At 72.4% G+C, this 24,589-nt stretch carries 26 protein-coding genes; 15 read left to right on the top strand and 11 right to left on the bottom strand.

What is annotated here, in order from left to right:
• Positions 1-65: 65 nt before the first annotated feature.
• The gene (locus IEZ06_RS00115; RefSeq protein ID WP_189234917.1) at positions 66-221 is read right to left on the bottom strand and encodes a hypothetical protein; all 156 of its coding nucleotides are present in this window, start codon (positions 219-221) and stop codon (positions 66-68) included.
• A gap of 111 nt (positions 222-332) precedes the next feature.
• Here IEZ06_RS00115 and holA point away from each other — a divergent pair, with 111 nt between their 5' ends.
• Entirely contained in the window at positions 333-1,304 is a 972-nt protein-coding gene (holA, locus tag IEZ06_RS00120; protein WP_203871991.1) for a DNA polymerase III subunit delta, read from the top strand.
• Positions 1,305-1,443: 139 nt separating this feature from the next.
• Here the strand turns inward: holA and rpsT are convergent, their stop codons facing one another.
• Together rpsT and IEZ06_RS00130 are read right to left on the bottom strand one after the other, a co-directional pair.
• A complete protein-coding gene (gene rpsT, locus IEZ06_RS00125) occupies positions 1,444-1,716 on the bottom strand; it encodes a 30S ribosomal protein S20 (RefSeq protein WP_189234592.1) in 273 nt (90 codons plus the stop codon).
• A gap of 146 nt (positions 1,717-1,862) precedes the next feature.
• Complete coding sequence (locus tag IEZ06_RS00130) at positions 1,863-2,882, bottom strand: glycoside hydrolase family 18 protein (protein WP_229797679.1); 1,020 nt, start codon at positions 2,880-2,882, stop codon at positions 1,863-1,865.
• Between the two features lie 319 nt (positions 2,883-3,201).
• Between IEZ06_RS00130 and lepA the strand changes: the two genes are divergently transcribed.
• Positions 3,202-5,040, top strand: coding sequence for a translation elongation factor 4 (gene lepA, locus IEZ06_RS00135; RefSeq protein WP_189234593.1), 1,839 nt, complete (start codon positions 3,202-3,204; stop codon positions 5,038-5,040).
• Positions 5,041-5,166: 126 nt separating this feature from the next.
• Here the strand turns inward: lepA and IEZ06_RS00140 are convergent, their stop codons facing one another.
• Positions 5,167-6,444 carry a glycoside hydrolase family 18 protein gene (locus IEZ06_RS00140; RefSeq protein WP_229797680.1) on the bottom strand — a complete coding sequence of 426 codons (1,278 nt, stop codon included), beginning with the start codon at positions 6,442-6,444 and terminating at the stop codon, positions 5,167-5,169.
• A 223-nt stretch (positions 6,445-6,667) separates the two neighbouring features.
• Between IEZ06_RS00140 and hemW the strand changes: the two genes are divergently transcribed.
• On the top strand, positions 6,668-7,882 hold the full coding sequence (gene hemW / locus IEZ06_RS00145; protein ID WP_189234594.1) for a radical SAM family heme chaperone HemW: 1,215 nt from the start codon (positions 6,668-6,670) through the stop codon (positions 7,880-7,882).
• 32 nt (positions 7,883-7,914) lie between these two features.
• On the opposite strand, the gene IEZ06_RS00150 is transcribed toward hemW, so the two are convergent.
• From IEZ06_RS00150 to IEZ06_RS00160, 3 genes are all read right to left on the bottom strand, one after another.
• Positions 7,915-8,520 (bottom strand): DUF4870 domain-containing protein, encoded by a 606-nt coding sequence (locus tag IEZ06_RS00150; protein WP_189234595.1) that lies wholly within the window; start codon positions 8,518-8,520, stop codon positions 7,915-7,917.
• Positions 8,521-8,545: 25 nt separating this feature from the next.
• Complete coding sequence (locus IEZ06_RS00155) at positions 8,546-9,361, bottom strand: DUF3097 domain-containing protein (RefSeq protein WP_189234596.1); 816 nt, start codon at positions 9,359-9,361, stop codon at positions 8,546-8,548.
• A 61-nt stretch (positions 9,362-9,422) separates the two neighbouring features.
• Positions 9,423-10,172 carry a hypothetical protein gene (locus IEZ06_RS00160; protein ID WP_189234597.1) on the bottom strand — a complete coding sequence of 250 codons (750 nt, stop codon included), beginning with the start codon at positions 10,170-10,172 and terminating at the stop codon, positions 9,423-9,425.
• Positions 10,173-10,360: 188 nt separating this feature from the next.
• Here IEZ06_RS00160 and hrcA point away from each other — a divergent pair, with 188 nt between their 5' ends.
• Genes hrcA through IEZ06_RS00175 form a run of 3 tightly spaced genes read left to right on the top strand, consistent with a single transcriptional unit; the run spans position 10,361 to position 13,260 of the window.
• The gene (hrcA, locus tag IEZ06_RS00165) at positions 10,361-11,374 is read left to right on the top strand and encodes a heat-inducible transcriptional repressor HrcA (RefSeq protein ID WP_068896883.1); all 1,014 of its coding nucleotides are present in this window, start codon (positions 10,361-10,363) and stop codon (positions 11,372-11,374) included.
• Positions 11,375-11,386: 12 nt separating this feature from the next.
• Positions 11,387-12,532, top strand: coding sequence for a molecular chaperone DnaJ (gene dnaJ, locus IEZ06_RS00170; RefSeq protein ID WP_189234598.1), 1,146 nt, complete (start codon positions 11,387-11,389; stop codon positions 12,530-12,532).
• Complete coding sequence (locus tag IEZ06_RS00175) at positions 12,529-13,260, top strand: 16S rRNA (uracil(1498)-N(3))-methyltransferase (protein ID WP_189234599.1); 732 nt, start codon at positions 12,529-12,531, stop codon at positions 13,258-13,260. The genes dnaJ and IEZ06_RS00175 overlap by 4 nt, the downstream gene beginning before the upstream one ends.
• Before the next feature lie 16 nt (positions 13,261-13,276).
• Here IEZ06_RS00175 and IEZ06_RS00180 read toward each other — a convergent pair whose 3' ends face one another.
• Positions 13,277-13,939, bottom strand: coding sequence for a hypothetical protein (locus IEZ06_RS00180; RefSeq protein WP_189234600.1), 663 nt, complete (start codon positions 13,937-13,939; stop codon positions 13,277-13,279).
• Positions 13,936-14,415 carry a SigE family RNA polymerase sigma factor gene (locus IEZ06_RS00185; protein WP_189234883.1) on the bottom strand — a complete coding sequence of 160 codons (480 nt, stop codon included), beginning with the start codon at positions 14,413-14,415 and terminating at the stop codon, positions 13,936-13,938. Before IEZ06_RS00185 ends, IEZ06_RS00180 begins: the two co-directional genes overlap by 4 nt.
• Positions 14,416-14,739: 324 nt before the next feature.
• Here IEZ06_RS00185 and IEZ06_RS00190 point away from each other — a divergent pair, with 324 nt between their 5' ends.
• From IEZ06_RS00190 to era, 7 genes are all read left to right on the top strand, one after another.
• A complete protein-coding gene (locus IEZ06_RS00190) occupies positions 14,740-15,090 on the top strand; it encodes a histidine triad nucleotide-binding protein (RefSeq protein WP_189234884.1) in 351 nt (116 codons plus the stop codon).
• A 127-nt stretch (positions 15,091-15,217) separates the two neighbouring features.
• On the top strand, positions 15,218-16,282 hold the full coding sequence (locus IEZ06_RS00195) for a PhoH family protein (protein WP_189234601.1): 1,065 nt from the start codon (positions 15,218-15,220) through the stop codon (positions 16,280-16,282).
• 34 nt (positions 16,283-16,316) lie between these two features.
• Positions 16,317-16,799: an rRNA maturation RNase YbeY gene (ybeY, locus tag IEZ06_RS00200; protein WP_068896879.1), complete on the top strand. Its 483-nt coding sequence runs from the start codon at positions 16,317-16,319 to the stop codon at positions 16,797-16,799.
• Positions 16,796-18,100 carry a hemolysin family protein gene (locus IEZ06_RS00205; protein WP_189234602.1) on the top strand — a complete coding sequence of 435 codons (1,305 nt, stop codon included), beginning with the start codon at positions 16,796-16,798 and terminating at the stop codon, positions 18,098-18,100. Before ybeY ends, IEZ06_RS00205 begins: the two co-directional genes overlap by 4 nt.
• A gap of 636 nt (positions 18,101-18,736) precedes the next feature.
• Positions 18,737-19,429: a hypothetical protein gene (locus IEZ06_RS00210; protein ID WP_189234603.1), complete on the top strand. Its 693-nt coding sequence runs from the start codon at positions 18,737-18,739 to the stop codon at positions 19,427-19,429.
• 42 nt (positions 19,430-19,471) lie between these two features.
• Positions 19,472-19,804 carry a cytidine deaminase-like protein gene (locus IEZ06_RS00215; RefSeq protein ID WP_068896876.1) on the top strand — a complete coding sequence of 111 codons (333 nt, stop codon included), beginning with the start codon at positions 19,472-19,474 and terminating at the stop codon, positions 19,802-19,804.
• Between the two features lie 197 nt (positions 19,805-20,001).
• A complete protein-coding gene (gene era, locus IEZ06_RS00220) occupies positions 20,002-20,922 on the top strand; it encodes a GTPase Era (protein ID WP_189234604.1) in 921 nt (306 codons plus the stop codon).
• Here the strand turns inward: era and IEZ06_RS00225 are convergent.
• On the bottom strand, positions 20,913-21,377 hold the full coding sequence (locus tag IEZ06_RS00225) for a hypothetical protein (RefSeq protein WP_189234605.1): 465 nt from the start codon (positions 21,375-21,377) through the stop codon (positions 20,913-20,915). The two genes, era and IEZ06_RS00225, sit on opposite strands and share 10 nt — an antisense overlap.
• 367 nt (positions 21,378-21,744) lie before the next feature.
• Between IEZ06_RS00225 and IEZ06_RS00230 the strand changes: the two genes are divergently transcribed.
• Both IEZ06_RS00230 and IEZ06_RS00235 read left to right on the top strand, forming a co-directional pair.
• Complete coding sequence (locus IEZ06_RS00230) at positions 21,745-22,821, top strand: transporter substrate-binding domain-containing protein (protein WP_189234606.1); 1,077 nt, start codon at positions 21,745-21,747, stop codon at positions 22,819-22,821.
• Positions 22,818-24,029, top strand: a complete 1,212-nt coding sequence (locus IEZ06_RS00235; protein WP_189234607.1) for a hypothetical protein — start codon at positions 22,818-22,820, stop codon at positions 24,027-24,029. The genes IEZ06_RS00230 and IEZ06_RS00235 overlap by 4 nt, the downstream gene beginning before the upstream one ends.
• A 164-nt stretch (positions 24,030-24,193) precedes the next feature.
• Here the strand turns inward: IEZ06_RS00235 and IEZ06_RS00240 are convergent, their stop codons facing one another.
• Positions 24,194-24,439, bottom strand: coding sequence for a DUF2630 family protein (locus IEZ06_RS00240; RefSeq protein WP_189234608.1), 246 nt, complete (start codon positions 24,437-24,439; stop codon positions 24,194-24,196).
• Between the last annotated feature and the right edge of the window lie 150 nt (positions 24,440-24,589).

Below are 24,589 nucleotides of genomic sequence, written 5' to 3' on the forward strand. Positions count from 1 at the left end.
GAGGTCCTGGGGGGAGGGGCAGGACCTCGTCCGGGCCGGCCGTCCAGGGGGAGGGGCGGGGCCCTCTAGGCGGGAGTCCTGGCCTGGCGGCGGAACTCGGTGTTCACATCGGCGGCGTAGACCGAGCGCTTGCACCGCGCACAGCGGTACATGATGGGGCCCTCGTCGAGGACCGTTCCGCAGCGCGGGCAGGTGTGACGGCGAATGGTGGACGTCATCATGGTTTTCACCTCCTCTGTCCTCTTCTGATAGTGCCCCGGAGCGCCTGCACTCCGATTGCGAATGGCTTGCTGATTGCGATTCGGTCGCCGTCACGTGGCATGCTGCTCGGCATGGCGGCAACCGATCCAGCACCCGTGACCCTGGTGACCGGCGACGAGGAACTGCTGGCAGATCGCGCGGTGGGCGAGGTGATCGCGGCGGTCCGGGCGGGGGAACCCGGCGCGGACGTCGTCGATCTGACGGGCGGAAAGGTGGAATCGGGCGAGGTGACCCGCTTGACCTCGCCGTCGTTGTTCGGTGACCGCTCCGTGGTGGTCATCCGCTCGGCGCAGGATCTGACGAAGGACGTCGTCTCCGAGGTCGTCTCCTACGCCGCGGACCCCTCTGACGACGCCGTGCTGGTCCTCGTCCATCCCGGAGGGGTGAAGGGCAAAGCCCTGGTCGACGGGGTGAAGAAGGCCGGAGCCCGGGTGGTCACCGTCAGCAAGCTGACCAAGCCCGCCGAACGGCTGGCCTTCGTGAAGGCCGAACTGAAGCGTGCGGGGCGGACCGTCAGCGGAGACGCGGCCGGAGCCCTGCTCGACGCGGTCGGCAACGACCTGCGGGAGCTCGCGGCGGCCTGCAGCCAGCTCGCCTTCGACACTCCGGGCAAGGCCGTCGACGAGGCCGCCGTGGCCCGCTACCACCGGGGCCGGGCGGAGGTCAGCGGGTTCACCGTGGCCGACTCCGCCATCGCGGGCAGACTGGGTGACGCGCTCGAGCAGGTGCGGTGGGCCCTGGCCACGGGGACGGCGCCGGTGCTGCTGGTGAGCGCACTCGCCAGAGGGCTGCGCTCGCTGGCCAAGGTGGGCGGAGCCCCGCGCAACCTGCGGGGCGGGCAGCTCGCCGCCCACCTCGGCATGCCGCCCTGGCAGGTCGGCCGGGTCCAGGAGCAGCTGAACGGCTGGGGGCCCGACGGCATCGCGCGTGCGCTCCAGGCGGTCGCCGCAGCGGACGAGCAGGTCAAGGGCGGCGGCGCGGATCCGGCCTACGCGCTGGAGCGGGCCGTCCAGACCATCGTGGCCAGCCGCGACGGCCGCTGACGGCCGTGCTGCGCGAAGCGGCCGGGCCCCGTGCGAGCGCCGTCCCGAGGGTCCGGCCTCCGGGACGGAGAGCGGGGCCGTGGAACGCCGAAGCGCCGCACCCCGGAACGGGGCACGGCGCTTCGGTGAAGAACCGGGACTACTTGGCGGTCGTCAGGGCGGCGGCGCGCTGGGCGATCGCCGACTTGCGGTTGGCGGCCTGGTTCTTGTGGATGACGCCCTTGCTGGCGGCCTTGTCCAGCTGACGGGAGGCGGCGCGCTGGAGCGCGATGGCCTCGTCGACGTTGCCCTGCTCGGCGGCCTCGCGGAACTTGCGGATCGCCGTCTTGAGGGACGACTTGACAGCCTTGTTACGCAGCCGGGCCTTCTCGTTCTGCCGGTTGCGCTTGATCTGGGACTTGATGTTCGCCACGAAGAAGCCTCGGTGATGTCGTCGGATGGGGCGCGCGGGCAGAGAGGGCGCGCCACACGCAGTTGAACAGGCTACCAACTGCCCAGGTGGTCGCTCAAATCGACGGCCGGGGCAGAAGGATGCATGTACAGCTTACCGTGCCGATCTCAGGGCCGGTACCAGGAACCGGTGTATTCGGCCCAGTCCTCGTCCGTGGCGGCGAAGTCCACGTAGAGCGCCAGCCCGAACCTCTCCCGCTGCCTTCCGTGGTGGGTCAGCGCCAGCCGCGCGCCCTCGGCCGCCGCGGCGACGCTCTCGGCCGCGTCGCCCCAGGGGAAGCCGTGGTCGTGGTAGGCGGGTGCGCCCAGCAGCAGGGTCTTGCCCTCGGGCACCAGCTCCAGGGCGATCTCGCCCTGCTGCACGACGTAGCCGCCGTAGAGCGAGCCGAGCGGCAGGTAGGAGTCGTAGGTCATGATCGCCACCTGGTCGGTGCGGGCCGCGACCTCGCCGAAGTAGTCCCGCAGCCAGTACTTGTCGTGGCCGATGACGGCGCGGGAGGCCGGGCGGAGACCGAGAAGGGGCTCGATCTGCGGGGTCGAGGTGGAAAGGACGCCGTCGCCGACGAGGGGGCGGGTCCTGTCCAGCAGGTCGAGGAAGTCCGCGTCGCCGCTGGTGATCGGCTCGAAGTTGTAGTGCACGCCGTCGAACCCGGCGGCCATGACGTCCCGCGCGCCGTCGAGCACACGCCGCCGGACGGCCGGGTCCCCCAGGTCGAGCCTTCCGCCGTTGACCTTCTGCCCGAGCCAGGCGGAGACGCGGACGTCCGGCAGTTCGGCCCGCCACCATTTCAGGAGATCCCGCGCGTTGGGATACTTCGCGGGCGGAAGCCCCCCGTTGAAGTCGAACGGGCCGGCGTGGACGTAGACGTCCCGGATCCCGGTGCCGCGCAGCCGTACGGCCAGGGCCTTCACATCGGCCTCGGTCCTGCGGCCGTCCACCCAGGCGTGTCCCAGCCAGAGGGCGTCGTGGCCGGTGCTCCGCGCCCAGGAGGCGGGCGTGCCGGCGAACTGGATCCAGAAGAAGGCCGCGACCATGGAGGGAAGCACCAGGAGGGCGGCCGTCACCGCGGCGAACACGCGCAGGCAGCGCCGTACCGTGATCTTTTTCGCCAACCGGAATTTCGTCATCCGGACATGGCACCCTGACCCGCCCGTTCCGTCAACGCGCGGGAGGCGGCGGCAGCGTGGGACGAGCGCCCGCGATGAGCGGTACGGCGGCGCCGGGGTGAGTGGTACGGCGAGCGCCGGGTGGGCGGTACGGCGGGCACCGGCGATGAGCGGTACGGCGGCGCCGGGACGGGCGGCGTGGCGGGTGGTGAGGGAAGCGTGGCGGCGGAGCGGCTCGCCCGGCGGCGTGAAGTCATCGCCCTTCTCGCTAAACTTGCTGGGAAGATAGCTGGATTTGCCAGCCCCTTGATCCACATCAATCCCGTCGAAACGGACACCGGTGCGTAATCAGCCTGGCCAGACCGATCCCGCGGTGATCCGCAACTTCTGCATCATCGCGCACATCGACCACGGCAAGTCGACGCTTGCCGACCGCATGCTGCAGATCACCGGCGTGGTCGACGACCGTTCCATGCGCGCCCAGTACCTCGACCGGATGGACATCGAGCGCGAGCGCGGCATCACCATCAAGTCCCAGGCGGTCCGGCTGCCGTGGAAGGTCGGCGGGACCGACCACGTCCTCAACATGATCGACACCCCGGGGCACGTGGACTTCACCTACGAGGTCTCCCGGTCGCTGCAGGCGTGCGAGGGCGCGATCCTGCTGGTCGACGCGGCGCAGGGGATCGAGGCGCAGACGCTGGCCAACCTCTACCTGGCCATGAACGCCGACATGACGATCATCCCGGTGCTCAACAAGATCGACCTGCCCGCGGCCCAGCCGGAGAAGTACGCCGCGGAGATCGCGCACCTCATCGGCTGCGAGCCGGAGGACGTGCTGAAGGTCTCCGGCAAGACCGGCGTCGGCGTCCGCGAGCTCCTGGACCACGTGGTCGAGCGGGTCCCGGCCCCGGTCGGCGCGGCCGAGGCGCCCGCCCGTGCGCTGATCTTCGACTCGGTCTACGACACCTACCGCGGCGTCATCACCTACGTCCGGGTGATGGACGGCCACCTGGGCAAGCGCGAGCGCATCCTGATGATGTCCACCGCCGCGACCCACGAGACGCTGGAGATCGGCGTCATCTCGCCGGAGCCGAAGATCGCCGACCACGGTCTCGGCGTCGGCGAGGTGGGCTATCTGATCACCGGCGTGAAGGACGTCCGCCAGTCGCGCGTGGGCGACACCGTGACCTCCGTGACGCGGCCCGCCGCAGAGGCGCTCGGCGGCTACGAGCACCCCAAGCCGATGGTCTTCTCCGGCCTCTACCCGGTCGACGGCGACGACTACCCGGAGCTGCGCGAGGCCCTCGACAAGCTCCAGCTCAACGACGCCGCCCTGGTCTACGAGCCCGAGACGTCGGCGGCGCTGGGCTTCGGCTTCCGCTGCGGCTTCCTCGGCCTGCTCCACATGGAGATCGTCCGCGAGCGACTGGAGCGGGAGTTCAACCTCTCGCTCATCTCCACCGCGCCGAACGTGGTCTACCGGGTGATCATGGAGGACGGCAAGGAGGTCGTCGTCACCAACCCGTCGGAGTTCCCCACCGGCAAGGTGGACAAGGTCTTCGAGCCGATGGTGAAGTCGACCGTGCTGGTCCCCTCGGAGTTCATCGGCGCGATCATGGAGCTCTGCCAGAACCGGCGCGGCAACCTGCAGGGCATGGACTACCTGTCGGAGGACCGTGTCGAGATCCGCTACACCATGCCGCTCGGCGAGATCATCTTCGACTTCTTCGACCAGCTCAAGTCCCGCACGCGCGGTTACGCCTCGCTCGACTACGAGCCCTCCGGCGAGCAGGAGTCGGAGCTGGTCAAGGTCGACATCCTGCTGCAGGGCGAGGCCGTCGACGCCTTCAGTGCCATCGTGCACAAGGACAAGGCGTACGGCTACGGCGTCGAGATGGCCAAGAAGCTCCGCGAGCTGATCCCGCGGCAGCAGTTCGAGGTGCCGATCCAGGCCGCCATCGGCGCCCGGGTCATCGCCCGTGAGAACATCCGCGCCATCCGCAAGGACGTCCTCGCCAAGTGCTACGGCGGCGACATCTCCCGTAAGCGCAAGCTGCTGGAGAAGCAGAAGGAGGGCAAGAAGCGGATGAAGATGGTCGGCCGGGTGGAGGTCCCCCAGGAGGCTTTCGTCGCCGCGCTGTCCACCGAGTCCTCCACCGACAAGCCCAAGAAGTAGCCCCGCGGGGGAGCCGGGGGCGGGCACCGGCCGGTGCCCGCCCCCGCCCTCTTCTCCCGCGGCCGTTCACGCCGCGGCCGATCCCCGGCGGGCCCCCGCGTTCGTGGGCGGGGCCCGCCGGAGCCGTCAGCGCAGGACCCTGTACAGGGCCGAGGACAGCGAACCCTTGGCGTCGTCCTGGTCGAGCGACCACATCATGGAGCCGCCGAGGCCCTTCAGGCGGATGTAGAGCGCCTTCTGGGTCACGACCGCCGGGTCGTCGTAGGACCAGAACTCGTTGCCGTCGTAGAGCCACATGGCGCCGGTGCGCAGGTCGCGGTGGCGCTTGCCGGGCCTGTTCACCAGCTCCTTGTAGTCGTCGGTGCCGGCGGCCCACTTGCCCTGCGCGGGGCCGGTGCTGGTGCCGTACAGGCCGTTCCTGCCGCCCTTGACGCCCGTCCAGCCCTGGCCGTAGGCGGGCACGCCGACCACGATCTTCCTGGCGGGGGCGCCGCGCGACAGGTAGTCGCGGACGGTCTGGTCGACGCTGTAGGTGAACTCGTGCGGGTCGCGCCGGTCGGTGAACAGGTTGCCGTTGTGACCGGTGACCTTCTCCCACGAGCCCTGCAGGTCGTAGCCCTGGATGTTGCCGAAGGTCAGGTTCCTGAAGACCTCCCGGACGTCGAAGCCCGCGTCGATCTTCGCCGCCGAGGCGGGGAGGTAGGCGGTGATCTCGCTCTTCGGGTCGTACTCGTTCATCTGGCGGCGGAGCTCGGCGAGGAACAGCGTGAAGTTCCGCCGGTCCTCGGGCCGGATCACGTTGCCCTCGTTGCCCTCGGAGCCGGGCCACTCCCAGTCGAGGTCGATGCCGTCGAAGACGCCGGCGCCGCTCCCGGCCGGCATGCCGGTCAGGTCGCCCTTGAGCCAGAGGTCGATGCAGGAGGCGGCCAGCCTGCTGCGGCCCTCGGGGGTGAGGACGGCGTCGGAGAAGTACTTCGAGCCGCTCCACCCGCCGAGCGAGATCAGCGCCTTGAGGCCCGGGTGCTTGGCCTTGAGCTCCTTGATCTGGTTCAGGTTGCCCTTGAGCACCTGGTCGGCGGTGTCGCCGACGCCGTCCACGCTGTGCGCGTCGTCCATCGGCATCTGCCAGTCGGCCCAGGGGTCGGCCGAGACGCAGGAGCCTTCCTCGCTGACGTTGCCGAAGGCGTAGTTGAGGTGGGTCAGCTTGGCGGCGGCGCCGCTGGTGTCGACGTCCTTGACGAAGAACTGGCGGCCGTAGACGCCCCACTGGATGAAGTAGCCGACCCGCTTGAAGCGCTCGCCGTGGCCGGTCTGCGCCTCGGCGTGGGCGGCGGCGGGGGTGACTGCGGCGGCGAGGCCGGTGGCGATGACCGCCGCGACCATCGGCCGGAGGAATCTCTTCACGGATTCTCCAACGTTCGGGGGGAGAACTTATAGGAAACTTTCCTTTAAGTTTTCCCGGATCGTAGGCGCGGCCGATCTACGCGTCAACGGCCTGCCGCCGAATTGCTGCACAGCGGTGCGCCCTCCCGCTCCGGTCGCGCCGGCGCCCGCCGCCCCGGGAGGCGTGCGGCCGGCCGTCCCGCCGCCGTCCCGGGCACCACGGCGGGGACGGCAGACTTGGGAGGTGCCATCCACACTTCCCGACGGCGATCCCGTACCGGCCTCCGGAGAGCTGCCCGACAGCGCGCTCGCCGGTCTCGGCACGCGGCCCTTCGGCTTCTACGTCCACGTGCCCTTCTGCGTGACCCGGTGCGGTTACTGCGACTTCAACACCTACACGGCGTCCGAACTCGGTCCCGGCGCCTCGCACGCGGACTACGCCGGCACCGCGATCGAGGAGGTGCGGCGGGCCCGCGCGATCCTGGGAGGCGCCGGCCCGAGGGTCGAGACCGTGTTCTTCGGCGGCGGCACCCCCACCCTGCTGCCCGCCCGCGACCTGGTGCGGATCCTCGGCGCGATCGACGAGGAGTTCGGCCTGGCCCCGGGCGCCGAGGTGACCACCGAGGCCAACCCCGAGTCCGTCGGCCCGGCCTACCTGGCCGAGCTGCGGCGCGGCGGGTTCACCCGGATGAGCTTCGGCATGCAGAGCGCCCGCGAGCACGTGCTCGCGGTGCTGGACCGCCGGCACACGCCCGGCCGGGCGGTGCAGGCCGTACGGGAGGCCAGGGCGGAGGGGTTCGAGCACGTCAACCTGGACCTGATCTACAGCACGCCGGGGGAGAGCGACGACGACTGGCGGGCCTCGCTGGCCGCGGCGATCGAGGCCGGGCCCGACCACGTGTCGGCGTACTCGCTGATCGTGGAGGAGGGCACCCGGCTCGCCGCCCGGATCCGGCGCGGGGAGCTGCCGATGCCCGACGACGACGTGGCCGCGGACCGCTACCTCATCGCCGAGGAGATGCTCACCGGGGCGGGCTTCGGCTGGTACGAGGTGTCGAACTGGGCGACCTCGCCGCAGGCGCGCTGCCGCCACAACCTGCTCTACTGGACCGGCGGCGACTGGTGGGGCGTCGGCCCCGGCGCGCACAGCCATGTCGGCGGCACGCGGTGGTGGAACGTCAAGCACCCGGCGGCCTACGCCGGGCGCCTGGCCGCGGGGGCCTCACCCGCGCACGCGCGGGAGGTGCTGGCACCGCAGGACCGCGCGGTGGAGCGGCTGATGCTGGAGCTGCGGCTGGCCGACGGCTTCCCGCTGGCGGAGATCGACCGCCCCGTCGTGGTGGCCAGGGCGCTGGGCGGCGGCCTGCTGGAGACCGAGCCGTTCAAGCGGGGCCGCGCGGTGCTGACGCTCCGCGGCCGCCTGCTGGCCGACGCCCTGGTGCGCGACCTGGTCAGCTGATCCGCCCGGCCGGCTGATGCGCGGGCCGTCCGTCAGCTGACGAAGCGGACGGACATCGGATAGCGGTAGCTCTCCCCGCGGTTGGCCGCCACGGCGGCGAGGACCATGAAGACGACCGACCCGATCCAGATCAGGGGCAGCAGCAGGAAGCCGATGAAGACGAACATCAGCACCGAGGCGACGACGTAGGCGATCATCAGCGTGAGCTGGAAGTTCAGCGCCTCGGCGGCCTGGTCCCGCACGTAGGGGGACTCGTCCCGCTTGACCAGGTACATCACCAGGGGACCGAGGAACCCGGTGAGCAGGCCCAGCAGGTGGGAGACCATGGCCAGGGTGGTGTCGTCGGTGCCGGGACGCGGGCCGTACGACCCGTACCGGCCGTGGCGGCCGTACGGGTCGTAGGGCCCGTACGGTTCGGGGAAGCCGGGCGCGGGCCGGGCGTAGGGGTCGTGAGCGCCGTAGGGGCCGGGCGCCGCCTGGCCGTACGGGTCGTAGGGGCCGGGTGCCGCCTGGCCGTACGGGTCGTAGGGGCCGGGTGCCGCCTGGCCGTACGGATCGTAGGGGCCGTGTCCCCGGCCGGGCCGCGCCGGGTCGTCTCCTTCGGACCCCTGCCGGGGCTCCCCGGGGTTCTCGCTCATGGACCCTCCTGGTGGGTCTTCGGGATCAGCCGGCCTCGTCGGGGGCCGTCACGAAGTCGATCAGCTCCTCGACCGGGCCGAGCAGCTCCGGCTCGAGGTCAGCATATGTCGCGACCGCCCCGAGGATCCGGCGCCAGGCGTCACCGGGTTCCAGGTCCCAGCCCAGGGCGGCGACGACGCCCTCCTTCCACGGCCGGCCGCGGGGCACGGAGGGCCAGGCGGGGATGCCGAGCACCGACGGCTTGACCGCCTGCCAGACGTCCACGAAGGGGTGGCCGACGACCAGCACGTGCGGGGAGGTGATCCGCTCGGCGATCCGGCTCTCCTTCGACCCGGCGACCAGGTGGTCGACGAGCACGCCCAGCCGGCGGCCCGGGCCGGGCCGGAACTCCTCGACGATCGCGGGCAGGTGGTCGACGCCCTCGAGGTACTCCACGACCACGCCCTCCACCCGCAGGTCGTGGCCCCAGACCCGCTCGACGAGCGCGGCGTCGTGCACGCCCTCGACGTAGATCCGGCTCTCCCGGGCGACGCGGGCGCGCAGCCCCTCCACCGCGATGGAGCCGGAGGCGCTGCGCCGGGGGGCCTTCGGGGCGGAGGCGGGCCGCACCAGGGTGACGACCCGGCCCTCCAGCAGGAACGCGGCGGGCTCCAGCGGGAACACCCGCCGCCGCCCGAACCGGTCCTCCAGGGTGACGGCCTCCTTGTCGCAGGCGACCACCGCACCGCAGAAGCCGCCCTCGGCGTCCTCCACGACCAGGTCGGGCTCCGCCGGGACCTGGGGGATCGTCCCCCTGCCCGGCCGCCGCCAGTCGCCCGCCAGCACGTCGCGCTCGTACATCGCCCCTCCTGCGTCCGTGTCGACGCATGGGACGCTAGCAGCGGACGGGGCGGGGCCGCGATCACCCGCGGTAGGGGCCGGTCGGTCCCCACCCGGGGGCCGGGGCGGTGGCGAGCTTGCGGGCGCGGCTCCGCTTCACCAGCACCACGATGGTCACGACGATGGCGAGCAGGACGCCGAGGCCCGGGATCAGGAACAGGGCCACGACGCCGCCCACGAGGGCGTCGGCGGCCAGCTCGCGGCCCACGCCGAAGCGGGCCTGGCCCCCGTCCTCGACGGAGCAGCCGAGCTTGTACTCGCCCGCCCGGTCGACGCCGATCCGGAAGGCCAGCTCCCAGGGGATCCCGTCGCTGCCGGTGACGGTCGTCTGCACGAGCGAGTTCTCCAGCCGGCCCTGGGTCCCCTCCTGGAAACCGCACTGGAACTTGGTCCCCTGGGCCGCGGAGACGTAGAGGGCGGGGCTCTCGGCCGGGTCCAGCTCGACGGTGAAGACCTCGCCGGGGCCGTAGGAGGCCGGGGGCGCGGCGCCGTTGGCGAAGCTGAGGACGCCACCGACGGATATCGCGATGCCCGCGATCACGGAGACCACCGCGAGCAGCCAGGCGCCCACGATCCAGCCGATGCTCGGGCCCGCCTTCACCTTCGGCGGCGGTCCCTGCGGGGCGCCGTAGCCGGGCGGGGCGTAGCCGTAGGAGGGGGCGCCGCCGTACGGCTGGGCGGAGGGGTGCTGCGCCGGCTGCTGGGCGGGGTGCCGGGGGGTGCCGGAGGGGGAGGCGAAGCCACCGGAGGGGTTGCCGAAATCGTGTGACATAAGGCAAGTGTGGAGGTTGTCGCTTGTATCCGAATAGCAGTTGACTTGACGACCGTGCGGACCCCGGTTGCGGGCCGCGTCATCCCACCCCGCGGGCGGGAGCCGTACACTGGCACTCGGGAACACCGAGTGCCAGATCCGGTGTTCTCCGTTCGGGCGCACAGGGTGCAGGCAGGGAGGTGAGCACGTTGGTCGATGACCGCAAGCTCGCGGTGCTTCGCGCCATCGTCGAGGACTTCGTGTCCACCAACGAACCGGTGGGCTCCAAGGCTCTGGTCGAGCGGCACAACCTGGGGGTGTCGCCCGCGACGATCCGCAACGACATGGCGGTGCTGGAGGAGCAGGGCTACATCGCCCAGCCGCACACCAGCGCCGGGCGGGTGCCCACCGACAAGGGCTACCGGCTGTTCGTCGACCGGCTCTCCCAGGTCAAGCCGCTGTCGGGGGCCGAGCGCCGGGCCATCGAGACGTTCCTGGCGGGCGCGGTGGACATCGACGACGTCGTGACGCGCACCGTGCGGCTGCTGGCGCAGCTCACCCGGCAGGTCGCCGTGGTGCAGTACCCGTCGCTGACCAGCTCCACGGTCCGGCACGTCGAACTGGTCCCGCTGAGCGAGCGCCGCCTGATGTTCGTGCTCATCACCAACACCGGCCGGGTGGAGCAGCGCGTGGTCGAACTGCCCGACGTGGTGGACGAGGGCCGCGTCGCCCACCTGCGCGCCGTGCTCAACGCCTGCCTGGACGGCTGCGGGCTGACCAGCGTCCCGGACAAGGTCGCCGACCTGCCCGAGCGGCTGCCGGCCGAGGACCGGCCGCTGGCCGCCACGGTCCTGTCGGTGCTCCTGGAGTCCCTGGTGGAGCGCCAGGAGGAGAAGATCGTCTTTGCGGGGGCCGCCAACCTCGCGGGGGCCGATTTCACCGTCGGCCTGCGCGACGTGCTGGAGGCGCTGGAGGAGCAGGTCGTGCTCATGCGCCTGCTCGGCGAGACCTCCGACCCGTCCACACTGACCGTGCGGATCGGTTCGGAGAACCCCTACACCGGACTGCAGGGGACGTCGATCGTCGCCGCCGGATACGGTTCGGGGGACAAGCAACTGGCCCGGCTCGGTGTGCTGGGGCCGACACGAATGGACTACCCGGTCACGATGGGCGCGGTGCGCGCGGTGGCACGCTACGTCAGCCAGATCCTGGCTGCATCCTAAGAGGTCGACTAAGTGGCTAAGAGTGACTACTACGGCACCCTCGGGGTGCGCCGTGACGCCAGTGCGGAAGAGATCAAGAAGGCCTACCGCCGGCTGGCCCGTGAGCTGCACCCTGACGTGAACCCCGATCCCGCGACCCAGGAGCGGTTCAAGGAGATCACCCAGGCCTACGAGGTGCTGTCAGACCCGGGCAAGCGGCAGATGTACGACCTGGGCGGCGACCCGTTCGGCGGAGCCGGCGGCGGTGCGGGGGCCGGCGGGTTCGGTGCGGGCTTCCCGTTCAGCGACATCATGGACGCCTTCTTCGGCACGGCCGCCGGGGGCGGCGGGCGCGGCCCCCGGTCCCGGGCCCGCCGGGGGCGCAACGCCACCATCCGGGTCGAGCTCGACCTGCGCGAGTCCGCCTTCGGCACCACCCGCGAGCTGACCGTCGACACCGCCGTGCTCTGCGAGGTCTGCACCGGCTCCGGGGCCGCGGCCGGCACCCACCCCGACACCTGCGACATGTGCAACGGCCGGGGCGAGGTGTCCCAGGTCACCCGCTCCTTCCTGGGCCAGGTCATGACCTCCCGCCCCTGCCCCCAGTGCGGCGGGTTCGGCTCGATCATCCGCCACCCCTGCCAGGAGTGCTCCGGCGACGGCAGGGTCCGCACCCGGCGCACCATCAAGGTCCGCATCCCGGCCGGGGTGGAGGACGGCACCCACATCCAGCTCGCCGGCGAAGGCGAGATCGGCCCCGGCGGCGGTCCTCCCGGCGACCTGTTCCTGGAGATCGTCGAGCGCCCGCACGAGATCTTCGAACGGCGCGGCGACGACCTGCACTGCACCGTGCAGATTCCGATGGCCGCCGCCGCGCTCGGCACGATCCTGACCGTGGAGACCCTCGACGGCGCCGAGGAGATCGACGTCCGGCCCGGCACCCAGTCCGGGCAGACCATCTCCCTGTACGGCAGAGGCGTCCAGCGCCTCAACGAGACCGGCCGCGGCGACCTGCTCATCCACGTCAACGTCGAGACCCCCACCCGCCTGGACGCGGCTCAGGAGGAGCTCCTGAAGGAGCTGGCCAGGCTCCGCGGCGAGGAGCGGCCCCCCGGCAAGTTCGCCCCCGGCCAGCAGGGCTTCTTCTCGCGCCTGCGGGACGCGTTCAACGGCCGATGACCGCCCCCGTCTTCCTGGCGGACCCGGCGGACCTGGTCCTGTCCGAGTTCACGTTCGGCGGGCCGGAGGGGCGCCACGCCGCGGCCGTACGGCGGCTGCGGGAGGGCGAGCGGCTCGACCTGACCGACGGGGCGGGCGCCGTGGCCGAGTGCGTGGTCCTGGCCCCGGGCAAGGACTCGCTGCGGGTGGAGGTGCTGCGCCGCTACGAGGTGCCCGAGCCCCGGCCGCGCCTGGTCGTGGTCCAGGGACTGCCCAAGGGCGAGCGCGGCGAGCTGGCCGTGGAGATGATGACGGAGGCCGGGGTCGACGTCATCGTGCCCTGGGCCGCGCTGCGCTGCGTCACCCGGTGGAAGGGCGAGCGGGAGGCCAAGTCGCTGGCGCGGTGGCGCTCCACCGCGCGGGAGGCGGGCAAGCAGTCACGCCGGTTCCGGCTGCCGGAGGTGGCCGCGCCGGCGGGCACGGCCGAGGTGGCCGCGCTGCTGTCGGCCGCGGCGCTGGGGATCGTGCTGCACGAGGAGGCCGACTCGCCGCTCTCGGCGCTGGAGGTGCCGGGCGACGGCGACATCGTCGTGGTGGTCGGACCCGAGGGCGGGATCGCCGACGAGGAGCTCTCCGCCTTCCGGGCGGCGGGAGCCGCGACGGCGCTGCTCGGGCCGACGGTCCTGCGGACCTCGACCGCCGGGGTCGCCGCCGCGGCGGTGCTCCAGTCGCGCACCGGCCGCTGGTGACCCCGGCCCGCCCGGTCTAGCCCCCGATCGGGGTCGGCGTGACCTGCTCCGACGGGAGCGGCGGCTCCGGCGGCGGGGGGTCCTCCACCTGCTGGCAGCCGTCGGCGGGACAGGGGCTCTGCGAGGGCGTCGCCGACTCCGAAGGCGTCGGGACCGGCGTCGCCGTCTCCTCGCACTCCGCCGGAGGCTCCACCGGGGCGGCCTCCGCGGTCGCCGTCGGGCAGGTGGGCGTGGGAGTGGGAGCGGGCTCCCGCGTCGGGTCCGGACGCGGCTGCGGAGGCGGGCTCGGAGTCGTCCGCCTGCTCTCTTCGGGGGCGGGCGGGGGCGGCGCGCCGGACCTGGTGACGGCGGGCGGGACCTGCCCGTTCTTCGGAGGCAGCGGCCGGGAGGTCCCGGACAGGTCGGTGTGGGCCGGAGTGACGGGCTTGACGTCTCCGGAGAAGGTGATCTGCGCCATCTGCTCGCGCAGGCCGGGGACCACCATGACGACGGAGGCCGCGACGAGCACGGCCCCCGCGACCGAGGCTCCGGCACGCCACCAGGTCAGCCGCCGGAGCCCGCGTCGTTCGATGCGAGCGCGGATGATCTCCAGCCCGTCGGGGGAGGGAACGACCGAGTCCGCCTCCGCGCTGAGGGCACGGCGGAGCAGCTCGCCGTACTCGTCGGGGGAGTCGGTCATGACAGTTGCTCCAGTGAGGTTCGTAGGGCGGCCATGCCGCGAGCCGTGTGACTCTTGACCGCGCCTTTGCTGATGCCCATCGCGTCGGCGATCTGCGCTTCGGACAGGTCTCCGTAGTAGCGCAGGACGAGCGCCTCCCGCTGGCGTGCGGGCAGCCCGCGCAGCGCCTCGATGACGGCTGACCGCTCCAGCTCGCCGATCGCGCCGTTCTCGGCGCTCGGCGCGTCGGGCAGGCCCTTGGGCGCGTACTTCTCGACGACCGCCCGGTGCCGGAGCACCGAACGTGATCGGTTGACGACCGACTGACGCAGGTAGGCCAGTGCCTTGTCGGTATCGCGCAGCCTGCGCCAGGCACCATGAATGGCGACGAACGCGTCCTGCACGACCTCCTCCGCGGTTGCCATGTCGCGGACGAGCAGTACAGCGAGACGCACAAGGGACCGGTAGTGCGCGCTGTAGAGCGCGGTAACGGCCATGTCGGCATCCCACCCGACGGGCACCGCCCCGAGCGACCTGTCGGCCACGAGGGTCTCGGTGGTCACATCAGTGGGACGCTCGGCCTTCCCAGGGGGTTTACGCTCTTCCGGTTCATTAGGGGGCATGACCCTGTCGTGTCCTCGCCAGGCGGCCTCGGGGGGCGGCTCGCAGATGTCTTCCGCCGCAAGTTTCGCACACCCGCCCCGTTCAGGTGGATCTTTCCCGGCCGCCGGGACCGCCGGGGGATCATTGCCGAGCCCCGGGGTGCGGGAGGACGGCGCATGGGCGGTACGGGGCGGGGGCGGCGATAGGGTGCCGTCATGGTGAGTGAAGCCGACTGCCTGTTCTGCGGGATCGTCGCCGGGAGGATCCCGGCGGAGATCGTCCACGAGACCGAGCGCACGCTGGCCTTCCGGGACGTCAACCCGCAGGCGCCGACCCACGTCCTGGTGATCCCCAAGGACCACCATCCGACCGCGGCGGCCCTGGCCGCCGCCGACCACGGGCTGGCCGACGACGTGCTCAGGGCCGCGCACGCGGTCGCCGAGCAGGAGGGCGTCGCGGACTCGGGCTACCGGCTGGTCTTCAACACCGGGCCCGGAGCCGGCCAGACCGTCTTCCACGTGCACGGGCACGTGCTCGGCGGCCGGGATCTGACCTGGCCGCCCGGATAGGGACGGGACGAAACGGGAAGGCGTGATCGCCCCCATCGCGGATACGATGACGGAGAGGGTGCCCCACGGGGCACTCCCGCACATCCGCCGTCGACGTCTGGAGGCGAACAGGCCGCTAGGCCCGCCCATGTCCGAGTCAAACGATTCCAGCAGAACACCATCTCCACGCTCCAAGGGTCCGAGCCGGGTTCAGGCGAAGGTGGTGATCCCGGACGACCACTCGATGCTCAGCATCCTGGGCTCGAGCGACGAGCTGCTGCGGGTCATCGAGAACGCCTTCCGCGCGGACATCCACGTCCGGGGCAACGAGATCACCATCACCGGCAGCCCGGAGGAGAGCAGCATCGTGGTGCGGCTCTTCGAGGAGCTGACCGAGCTGGTCAGCGGAGGCGCCGAGCTGACGGCGGACGCGGTCGAGCGGAGCATCGCGATGCTGCGGATGACCTCCGACCGCCCGGCGGAGGTGCTCTCCCTCGACATCATCTCCTCGCGGGGCCGGACCATCCGGCCGAAGACGGTGAACCAGAAGCGCTACGTCGACGCGATCGACAGGCACACCATCGTCTTCGGCATCGGCCCGGCCGGCACCGGCAAGACGTATCTCGCGATGGCCAAGGCCGTGCGGGCGCTGCAGGAGAAGAAGGTCAACCGGATCATCCTCACCCGCCCGGCGGTCGAGGCGGGTGAGCGGCTGGGCTTCCTGCCCGGCACGCTCTACGAGAAGATCGACCCCTACCTGCGTCCGCTCTACGACGCGCTGCACGACATGCTCGACCCGGACTCGATCCCCCGGCTGATGGCCGCGGGCACGATCGAGGTCGCGCCGCTGGCGTACATGCGCGGGCGCACGCTCAACGACGCCTTCATCATCCTGGACGAGGCGCAGAACACCTCGCCGGAGCAGATGAAGATGTTCCTGACGAGGCTGGGCTTCAACTCGAAGATCGTCGTGACCGGCGACGTGACCCAGGTCGACCTGCCGGGCGGCACGCAGAGCGGCCTGAGGGTCGTGCAGGACATCCTCGACGGCATCCCCGACATCCACTTCTCCAAGCTGACCAGCGCCGACGTGGTCCGTCACAAGCTGGTGAGCGACATCGTGGACGCCTACGGGCGCTACGACGAGACCCTGCGGCAGAGCGCACCGCAGGCGATCAAGGGTGCGGTCAAGCGCCCCAGGGGGAGACAGTGAGAGAGCGGAGCGGACGATCCGATGGGGTGCTCCGATGAGCATTGAGGTCAACAACGAGTCCGGCGTCGAGGTCGACGAGGGCCTGCTCGTGGCGCTGGCCGGGCACGTGCTGGAGAAGATGGGCATCAACCCGCTCGCCGAGCTGTCCATCCTGGTCGTGGACGAGGGCGCCATGTCCGAGCTGCACGAGCGGTGGATGGGGGAGCCCGGCCCGACCGACGTGCTGGCCTTCCCGATGGACGAGCTGCGCCCCGGCGGCGGCGCCGGAGCCCGGCAGGAGGGCGACGCCCCGGCCGACCCGGCGCTCCTCGGCGACGTGGTGCTCTGCCCCCAGGTGGCCGCCAAGCAGGGGGCCGAGGCCGGGCACGGCACCGAGGCGGAGCTGGAGCTGCTGTGCACGCACGGCATCCTCCACCTGCTCGGCTACGACCACGCCGAGCCCGAGGAGCACAAGGAGATGTTCGGCCTGCAGGGCGAGCTCCTCGAGTCGTGGCGGGAGGTGCGCCCCCAGCGGTGAACCTCGCCAACGGGTGGTTGCCCGCGGCCGTCGTCCTCGTCGTGGCCGGCGGCCTGATCGCCAGCGCGGAGACCGCGCTCACCCGCATCTCGCGGGTGCGCGCGGAGGAGTTCGTCCGGGAGGAGCGCCGGGGCGCGGTGCGCCTGCAGGCGATCGTCGCGGATCCGCCGCGCTACCTCAATCTCCTGCTGCTGCTCCGGCTGAGCTGCGAGCTGGTCGCCACGGTGATCGCCACGCTGCTCTTCATCGACTGGCTCGGCGACCAGGGCTGGGCCTACACCGCCGCGGCCGCCGTCATGGTCGTGATCAGCTACGTGATCGTCGGGGTCTCGCCGCGCACGCTGGGCCGCCAGCACGCCGAGCCGATCGCGCTCGCGAGCGCCCCGCTCGTGTACGGCCTCACCCGGATCTTCGGTCCCCTCCCCAAGCTGCTCATCCTGCTGGGCAACGCGGTGACGCCCGGCAAGGGGTTCCGGGAGGGGCCGTTCACCTCCGAGGCCGAACTGCGCGACCTGGTCGACCTGGCCGAGCAGCGCAGGGTCATCGAGCCGGACGAGCGGGAGATGATCCACTCGGTCTTCGAACTCGGTGACACCCTGGTGCGGGAGGTCATGGTGCCGCGCACCGACATGGTCTTCATCGAGCGCGGCAAGACGCTGAACCAGGCCCTCTCGCTCGCGCTGCGCAGCGGTTTCTCCCGCATCCCGGTGGTCGGCGAGAACGAGGACGACGTGATCGGCATCGTCTACCTCAAGGACATCGTCCGCCGGGTGCAGGACACCGGGGACGCGGGCCGCGCAGAGCCGGTGGAGTCGATCATGCGCCCGGCCACCTACGTGCCGGAGAGCAAGCCGATCGACCAGCTCCTCCGTGAGATGCAGGCCCGCCAGATCCACCAGGCCATCGTCATCGACGAGTACGGCGGGACGGCCGGCCTGGTCACCATCGAGGACGTCCTGGAGGAGATCGTCGGAGAGATCACCGACGAGTACGACCAGGAGACTCCCCCCGTGGAGCCGCTGGCCGACGGCTCCGTCCGGGTGACGGCCCGGCTCCCCGTCGGGGACCTGGCCGAGCTGTTCGACGTCGAACTGGACGTGGAGGACGTCGAGACGGTCGGCGGCCTGCTTGCGCACGCGTTGGGCCGCGTCCCGATCGCGGGATCGGAGGCCGTGGTGGAAGGGCTCAGCCTGACCGCGGAGAGCCTCGCCGGACGGCGCAACAGGATCGGCACGGTCGTCGTCCGGCGGCTGGCGGAGGCCGGCCAGGACGTGGCGGCGGCCTTCTCCGACCACGACTGAGCGGTCTCCTCCGACCACGACTGAGCGGCCGCTCCGGGGCCCGCCCGGCACGACCGCGCCGGAGGCCCGGCCGTCCGGGCGGTCCGCGGAAGGCCGGTCGCGCGCCCGCGGGCGGCGCGGCCCCGTCAAGCCCGCCGCAAGCGTCCTGCAAGCACGCCGCGCCATTGTTCCCCCGTGGCTCCCCCTCACCGGGGAGCCGGAGAGAAGGTCCGAGCGCCGGGGAGGGGTTCGCGGCGCGAAGGGCGGACTCTCGGGGGGAAGGGGTGCGCACAGCCGTCGGCCGGCTGCGCGCCGCCCGACCGAGGGGTGTCCTCGTCCGCGTTACGCGGACGAGGACACCCTTAGGTGTTTCCAGGTGATTGTCGTTTTTGTCGAACGGGAAGGAAGCGGATCGGCGGGGGCGACCACCCCGCGTGACATTCGGGGGAAGCCATGGGGCGGGGGATTCGGGCTGCCGCCGTGATCGCCGTATGGGGGGTCCTGGCGGGGCTCCCGGCGGGGTGCGGCACGGGGCCGGCGGCCGGCGGAGGCACGCGCACGGGTGCGCACGCGGGGACCGGTACGGCCGCGGCCCCGGACGCAGGGGCGGAGACCGGTGCGGGCACGGATGCGCGGACGGATGCGCGGACGGAGGCCGTGGCGGGCACGGATGCGCAGGCGGATGCGCGGACGGAGGCCGTGGCGGGCGGGGACGCCGGCGCGGGCACGGAGGCGGCGCTCCATTCGGGTACGGCGGGGACCGGCGCCGACCGGGTCCGGCTGAGAGGGCTGCTCCTGCAGACGCAGGACCTGCCCGAAGGGTTCTCGGCCCGGCTCCGCGAGGGCTGGCGGCTCCCGTTCCGTCCGGCCGCCGGTGACTGCCGCCGCGTGCTGGAGAGCGCCGGGCACAGGCCTCCCCGAGGGGCTTCGGGCGTACGGGTGACCGCGACCTATCCCGGGCACGGCCTGGGGGAGCTGGCGGGGATCGGGCTGGAGAGCCACCCCGGCGAGGGCGCCGAGCGGCGTTTCGCCGCCCTGGCCGCCGCCCTGGACCGCTGCCGGGTCGCGGCCGTCCCCGCGACCGGCGCCGCGGCGGACCGGCAGACCCTGCTGACGGGGTCGGACCTGGCACTGGACGCGGTCGGGGACGACATGCGGGCCAGGCGCCTGCACGGCAGGCTGAACGGATACCCGTACGAGATGCACGTGGTCCTCATCCGCTCGGGAAGGACCCTGATGTCGCTGGTGCACGCCGGGATCGCGGGCGTCGACGCCGGACGCACCCAGCGGCTCGCGGGATTCCTCGCCGACCGGGCGGGCGGCCCGGCGGGGGACGGGGACGAGACCTGACCGGGTGCACGGGGGCGCGGCGGGGCTGAATACCCTTGTGCCGTGAGTGAAGCGACCCTCGACCCCGAGGACAACAAGATCATCGTCCTGGCCCGTTCGGCCCGTGCCCGCAACGGCGCCGCCGAGGGCGCGGCCGTACGCGACGAGACCGGCCGGACCTACTCGTCGACCAACGTCGACCTGCCCTCCCTGACCCTGTCCGCGCTGCAGGTCGCGGTGGCCATGGCGGTCTCCAGCGGAGCCCGGTCCCTGGAGGCGGCGGCACTGGTCACCGCGGGCGACGGGCCGAGCGAGGCGGACACCCGGGCGGTGCGCGACCTGGGCGGCGAGACCCTGCTCGTGGCGGCCCCGGACGGCACCCTGCGCCGGAGCTGAGCGCGGTCCCGGACGGCACCCTGCGCCGGAGCTGAGCGCGGTCCCGGACGGCACCCTGCGCCGGAGCCGAGCGCGGCCCCGGACGGGCTCCCGCCCCGGAGCCGGGGTCCCGGGCGGCGCTCCACGAGGGCGCCCCGCGCCGCCGCGGAGGGCGGCCGGGGGCGGTCCCGTCAGAGCGGGCCTCCGCATCGGGGACAATGGACGACGTGAGTTCCTCAGCTGCTGATTTCCGCGCGGGTTTCGCCTGCTTCGTCGGCCGGCCCAACGTCGGCAAGTCCACGCTGATGAACGCGTTGGTCGGCACCAAGGTGGCGATCACCTCGTCCAAGCCGCAGACCACCCGGCGCGTCATCCGCGGCATCGTGCACCGCCCGGACGCCCAGCTCATCATCGTCGACACCCCCGGCCTGCACCGGCCGCGCACGCTGCTCGGCGAGCGGCTGGACAGCCTGGTGCTGTCCACCCTCACCGAGGTCGACGTGATCGGCTTCTGCCTTCCCGCCAACGAGCCCATCGGCAAGGGCGACCGCTTCATCGCCGAGAAGCTCGCGGCGGTGAAGAAGACCCCGGTGGTCGCCGTGGTCACCAAGTGCGACCTGGCCACCCGCGAGCAGATCGCCGAGCAGCTGCTCGCGGTCTCCCGGCTCGCCGAGTTCGCGGAGATCGTCCCGGTCTCCGCGCAGTCGGGGGATCAGCTCGACGTGGTGAGCGACCTGCTGATCCGGCGGCTCCCCCAGAGCCCTCCGCTGTACGAGGGGGGGCAGCTCACCGACGAGCCGGAGCAGGTCCTGGTCGGCGAGCTCATCCGGGAGGCCGCGCTGGAGGGCGTGCGGGACGAGCTGCCGCACTCGATCGCGGTCGTCGTCGACGAGATGCTGCCCCGCGAGGGCCGCGACGACCTGCTCGACATCTACGCGCACATGTTCGTCGAGCGCCCCTCCCAGAAAGCCATCGTCATCGGGCACAAGGGCACGCGACTGAAGGACGTCGGCAGCCGCGCCCGCAAGCAGATCGAGGCGCTGCTCGGCACGCGGGTCTACCTCGACCTGCGCATCAGCGTCGCCAAGGACTGGCAGCGCGACCCCAAGCAGCTGCGCCGCCTCGGCTTCTACGACTGACGGAGCCGGCGGCCGGAGGCCAGGGCGGCGACCGCGGACCCGGTCACCGCCAGCGCCGCCGCCAGGGCGACGAACCAGCCGTACTCCACGGTCGGCTCGACCCTCACCAGCCCGCCGATGGCGAGCGAGGCGCTCCGGCCCCCGCCCTGCGGGTCGCTGAGGAAGACCAGCAGGACCGCGGTGGTGACCGCACCGGGCAGGGCCGCGAGGGCGGTGAAGGGCCGGTCGCCGCCCGCGACCCCGATGACCGCGGCCATGACGCCGCCGACCAGCGCGAGGATCCCGGACCAGTCGTCCACGCCCCGGACGTTCCGGCTCAGTGAGCCCAGGACGGCGATGTCGGCCGTGACCCCCGCCCACGGCAGGAACGCGGCCACCACCAGCAGGGCGCCCCCGGCGATCACCCCGGCCGGCGCGATCCGGTTGGGGGAGGCGGGGGTCGTGAGATCGGCCATCGACCAAGGGTAGTTTCGCCGGGACGTCTCGGGCAGGTGCATCCCGCACATTCCCGCCGGGCTTCTTGTCCGCCCGCGCGCGGTCACCGGCCCGGACCCGCCCCGCTCGGGCGGTCCTCCTCCCCGGCCGGAACGCGCTCGACGGCGGCGTCGTGCACTCCGGTGCGGTCGTGAGCCCGCGGTCGTGAGCCCGAGGCCATGGGCGCGCCGCCGTGAGCCCGCGGTCGTGAGCCCCGCGGGAGGAGGAACACCGATTCGATCACTTCTTGGTGACTGTTGCCGGTGGCGCGCGCGCCGTCACCGGCGGCTGGCGTACTCTGCCTCCAGATTTTCATGGAATCGGGGGGAATCGGATCCGGGGAGCGTCATGCGCATCAGAAGGACGAAACCGGAGCCCGACCCCGGAGCGGGACAGGCGGCCGGACCGCCCCCGCCCGTGGAGCCGCCGGAGCCCGACCCCGCAGCACAGGCGGGACCCGGCGACGTCCTGCCGGGCGGGCGCGGCCTGCGCCTCGCCGGATGGCTCGCCGCCGTCGTGGCGGCGGTGGTCGTCGCGGGCTGGGCGGTCTGGGAGACGGGACCGCCCACCGAGGCGGAGCTGCTGGAACAGGCGGGCCTGAACGGCAGGCGGAGCCTGCTGGTCGGGGTGAAGGACGACACCCCCGGCATCGCGCTCCGCAAGCCGGACGGCACCTACGAGGGGTTCGACATCCAGATCGCCCTCATGATCGCCGCCGACCTCGGCTTCCGCGCGAGCGAGGTCGAGTTCCTGTCCATCGAGACCGAGGACCGGGCCCGGATGACGGCCAGGAACGCCGCGGGCCAGCACGTCAAGGTCGATCTCGTCGTGGCCACGTTCAGCGTGACACCGGCCCGCAGCGCCAACCGCGCGATCGGGTTCTCCGCGCCCTACCTGGAGACCCAGCAGTCCGTCATCACCCGCAAGGGGCATCCCGACATCACCTCGCTGACGCAGCTCCGGGGCGAGAAGGTCTGCACGCTCGCCGCCTCGACCTCCGAGACCGAGATCGACCGGGCCGGGGCGCAGGTCACCAGGAAGAACCGCATCAGCGACTGCGTCACCGGGCTCAAGGCGAAGGAGTACGAGGCGGTCACGACCGACACCGCGATCCTCGCCGGGTTCGTGGCCGAAGCACCCGGCCTGCTCGAACACCACGACATCGGCCTGGAGACCTCCGAGCAGTGGGCCGTCAACGCCGGGGCCAACGGGGCGCTGCGCACCCTCGTGGACCTCTCGCTGCACCGCTCGGCGACCGACCCGCAGGACATGCGCTGGGAGGAGGCCTACGAGCGGTTCATCACCCCGATGCAGGCGCACAACCCGAGGGAGCAGATCGCCGGCCGTACCCAGCCCGCCGTGCCGGAGCCCGACGTGCGGCGCTGGCCCTGGGAGCGGGGGATCCCTCAGCGGAACGCCGGATGAGCGGGACCGGGGGACCTCCGGCCGCCGGCGCGGCGGGGGAGTCTCCGCCGGAGGACGGGCCGGGGGAGGCGCCGGGGGAGCGGCCGTCTCCCGGCGGCTTCTCCGCGCACGCCTTTCCCGGCGGATTCGCCAAGGGCCCGATGTACGGAGCGTTCCGGGACCGCGGCTCCGCGGGACGGCCAGGGGGAGCGCGCGGTGGCAACCAGCAGTGGATGCTCGCGGCGCTGCCGGCCTTCCCGCTGGTGCTGCTCGTCGTGCGGCTGTGGTACGCCAGCCGCCAGGACACCCAGACGCTGCTCCTACTGGTCCAGCACGTCAGTGCGCTCGGGCTGCTCACCGCGGTGCTGCTGACCATCCTGTGGGTGCTGCCCGCCCTCGTGCTGGCGGCCCGCGCGCTCGGCGTCCTCTACCGGGTCAGCACCGGCCGGTCGTCCTGGCTCTCGGTGGTGGCCGACCGGATCCCCGACTGGGTCGTGGTGATCTCCGTCGTGGTCGGACTGGTGAGCTGGCAGCTCAGGTTCCTGCCCACCCTCGCCATGCTCTCGCTGGCGGTGCTCGGGCTGACCGTCCACGACCGCAGGCCCGGCCGGCGGGACCTGGCCGTCCTGCTCACGCTGGTGCTGCCCGGCGTGGTGGGCGCCGGGCTCTACGCCTGGCTCGCCCCGGCCATCGGCCAGGCGTTCGCCGAGGGGGACGTCGTCACCGCCGTGCTGCTCACGCTGCCGCCGGGTCTGTCGGTCCTGCTGACCGGCCCGATCCCGGCCCGTGCCGCGGCCGCGCTGACGTCCACCCTGGCCGTCGCCGTACTCGCGTTGACGCCGCTGTTCACCGCGGCCGTCGTCGTGCAGGCGCCGATCCTGCCGCTGATGGGGGTGGAGGTCGCCGCGAAGGGCGCCGACGAGGAGATCGCCGGGAAGGTGCTGCTCGGATACGTCATCGCGACCGACGACCGGGTCTCCACCTTCCTCGACCGCGACGGCACCGTGCGGTTCATCGCCAACGGGGCGGTGGTCTCCCAGTTCCTCTGCCCGGACCTCGGCCAGATCCCCCGCAGCCGCGTGGCGCTGCACCGCTGGTACGTCGAGCACAGCGTGCTCGCCTGGTTCGCCCCCGACCCGCTGGAGAAGCCCAGCGACTCCCGCTGCCCGGGCCGTCCGACGGGGCGGAGCGACCGGGAGCACCCGGGGTCCGGCGGCGCGACCGGGTGACCGGACGCGCTCGCGGCGTCCGCCGGTGCGGCGGTGCGGCCACGGTGCGCGGCGGCAGGTCGCCGGTGCGGCGGTGCGGCGGTGTGGCCACGGTGCGCGGCGGCAGGTCGCCGGTGCGGCGGTGCGGCGGTGTGGCCACGGTGCGCGGCGGCAGGTCGCCGGTCCTACTGGCGGTACTCCTCGACCTCGTCGACCGGGCGCGGCTCCGCCGCGTTGGGGTCCTCGCCGAACTCCCGGTGGGCCCGGCGCTGCCTGAGCAGGTCCCACGCCTGGTCGAGGGCCTCCTCGATGGATCTGATCCGGTGGTTCTCCTCGTGGGAGGAGATGGAACCGGACGCCAGCAGCGTGCGGAGGTCGCGTTCCTCGGCGATGAGGTGGTTGATGTGGGCGAGAATGTCGACGTCCTTCATTGCGGACCCTCCCTTTCTGCGCTCCCTTTCGGACTGTATCCGACGGGCGCCGCCGTACTCCGCGGCAGGCGGGAGCAGGCGCCGCTCCCGCCCGGGAGCGGCGGCGCCCGCGGGCGTCCGGGGTTCGGAAGTCCAGAAGTCCAGGGGTCC

This window comes from Planomonospora antibiotica, from assembly GCF_014647955.1.
Taxonomy (GTDB): Bacteria; Actinomycetota; Actinomycetes; order Streptosporangiales; family Streptosporangiaceae; genus Planomonospora; species Planomonospora parontospora.

Excerpts from the sequence above, each read along its gene's own strand:
- IEZ06_RS00155 (WP_189234596.1), bottom strand. The coding sequence starts at position 9,361 with ATGTACGAGCGCGACGTGCTGGCGGGCGACTGGCGGCGGCCGGGCAGG.
- era (WP_189234604.1), top strand. The coding sequence starts at position 20,002 with ATGGACGACGTGAGTTCCTCAGCTGCTGATTTCCGCGCGGGTTTCGCC.
- IEZ06_RS00180 (WP_189234600.1), bottom strand. The coding sequence starts at position 13,939 with ATGACCGACTCCCCCGACGAGTACGGCGAGCTGCTCCGCCGTGCCCTC.
- IEZ06_RS00160 (WP_189234597.1), bottom strand. The coding sequence starts at position 10,172 with ATGTCACACGATTTCGGCAACCCCTCCGGTGGCTTCGCCTCCCCCTCC.
- IEZ06_RS00175 (WP_189234599.1), top strand. The coding sequence starts at position 12,529 with ATGACCGCCCCCGTCTTCCTGGCGGACCCGGCGGACCTGGTCCTGTCC.
- IEZ06_RS00130 (WP_229797679.1), bottom strand. The coding sequence starts at position 2,882 with ATGACGAAATTCCGGTTGGCGAAAAAGATCACGGTACGGCGCTGCCTG.
- IEZ06_RS00115 (WP_189234917.1), bottom strand. The coding sequence starts at position 221 with ATGATGACGTCCACCATTCGCCGTCACACCTGCCCGCGCTGCGGAACG.
- IEZ06_RS00195 (WP_189234601.1), top strand. The coding sequence starts at position 15,218 with ATGTCCGAGTCAAACGATTCCAGCAGAACACCATCTCCACGCTCCAAG.
- IEZ06_RS00230 (WP_189234606.1), top strand. The coding sequence starts at position 21,745 with ATGCGCATCAGAAGGACGAAACCGGAGCCCGACCCCGGAGCGGGACAG.
- ybeY (WP_068896879.1), top strand. The coding sequence starts at position 16,317 with ATGAGCATTGAGGTCAACAACGAGTCCGGCGTCGAGGTCGACGAGGGC.
- IEZ06_RS00225 (WP_189234605.1), bottom strand. The coding sequence starts at position 21,377 with ATGGCCGATCTCACGACCCCCGCCTCCCCCAACCGGATCGCGCCGGCC.
- holA (WP_203871991.1), top strand. The coding sequence starts at position 333 with ATGGCGGCAACCGATCCAGCACCCGTGACCCTGGTGACCGGCGACGAG.
- IEZ06_RS00240 (WP_189234608.1), bottom strand. The coding sequence starts at position 24,439 with ATGAAGGACGTCGACATTCTCGCCCACATCAACCACCTCATCGCCGAG.
- IEZ06_RS00150 (WP_189234595.1), bottom strand. The coding sequence starts at position 8,520 with ATGAGCGAGAACCCCGGGGAGCCCCGGCAGGGGTCCGAAGGAGACGAC.
- IEZ06_RS00185 (WP_189234883.1), bottom strand. The coding sequence starts at position 14,415 with ATGGCCGTTACCGCGCTCTACAGCGCGCACTACCGGTCCCTTGTGCGT.
- IEZ06_RS00235 (WP_189234607.1), top strand. The coding sequence starts at position 22,818 with ATGAGCGGGACCGGGGGACCTCCGGCCGCCGGCGCGGCGGGGGAGTCT.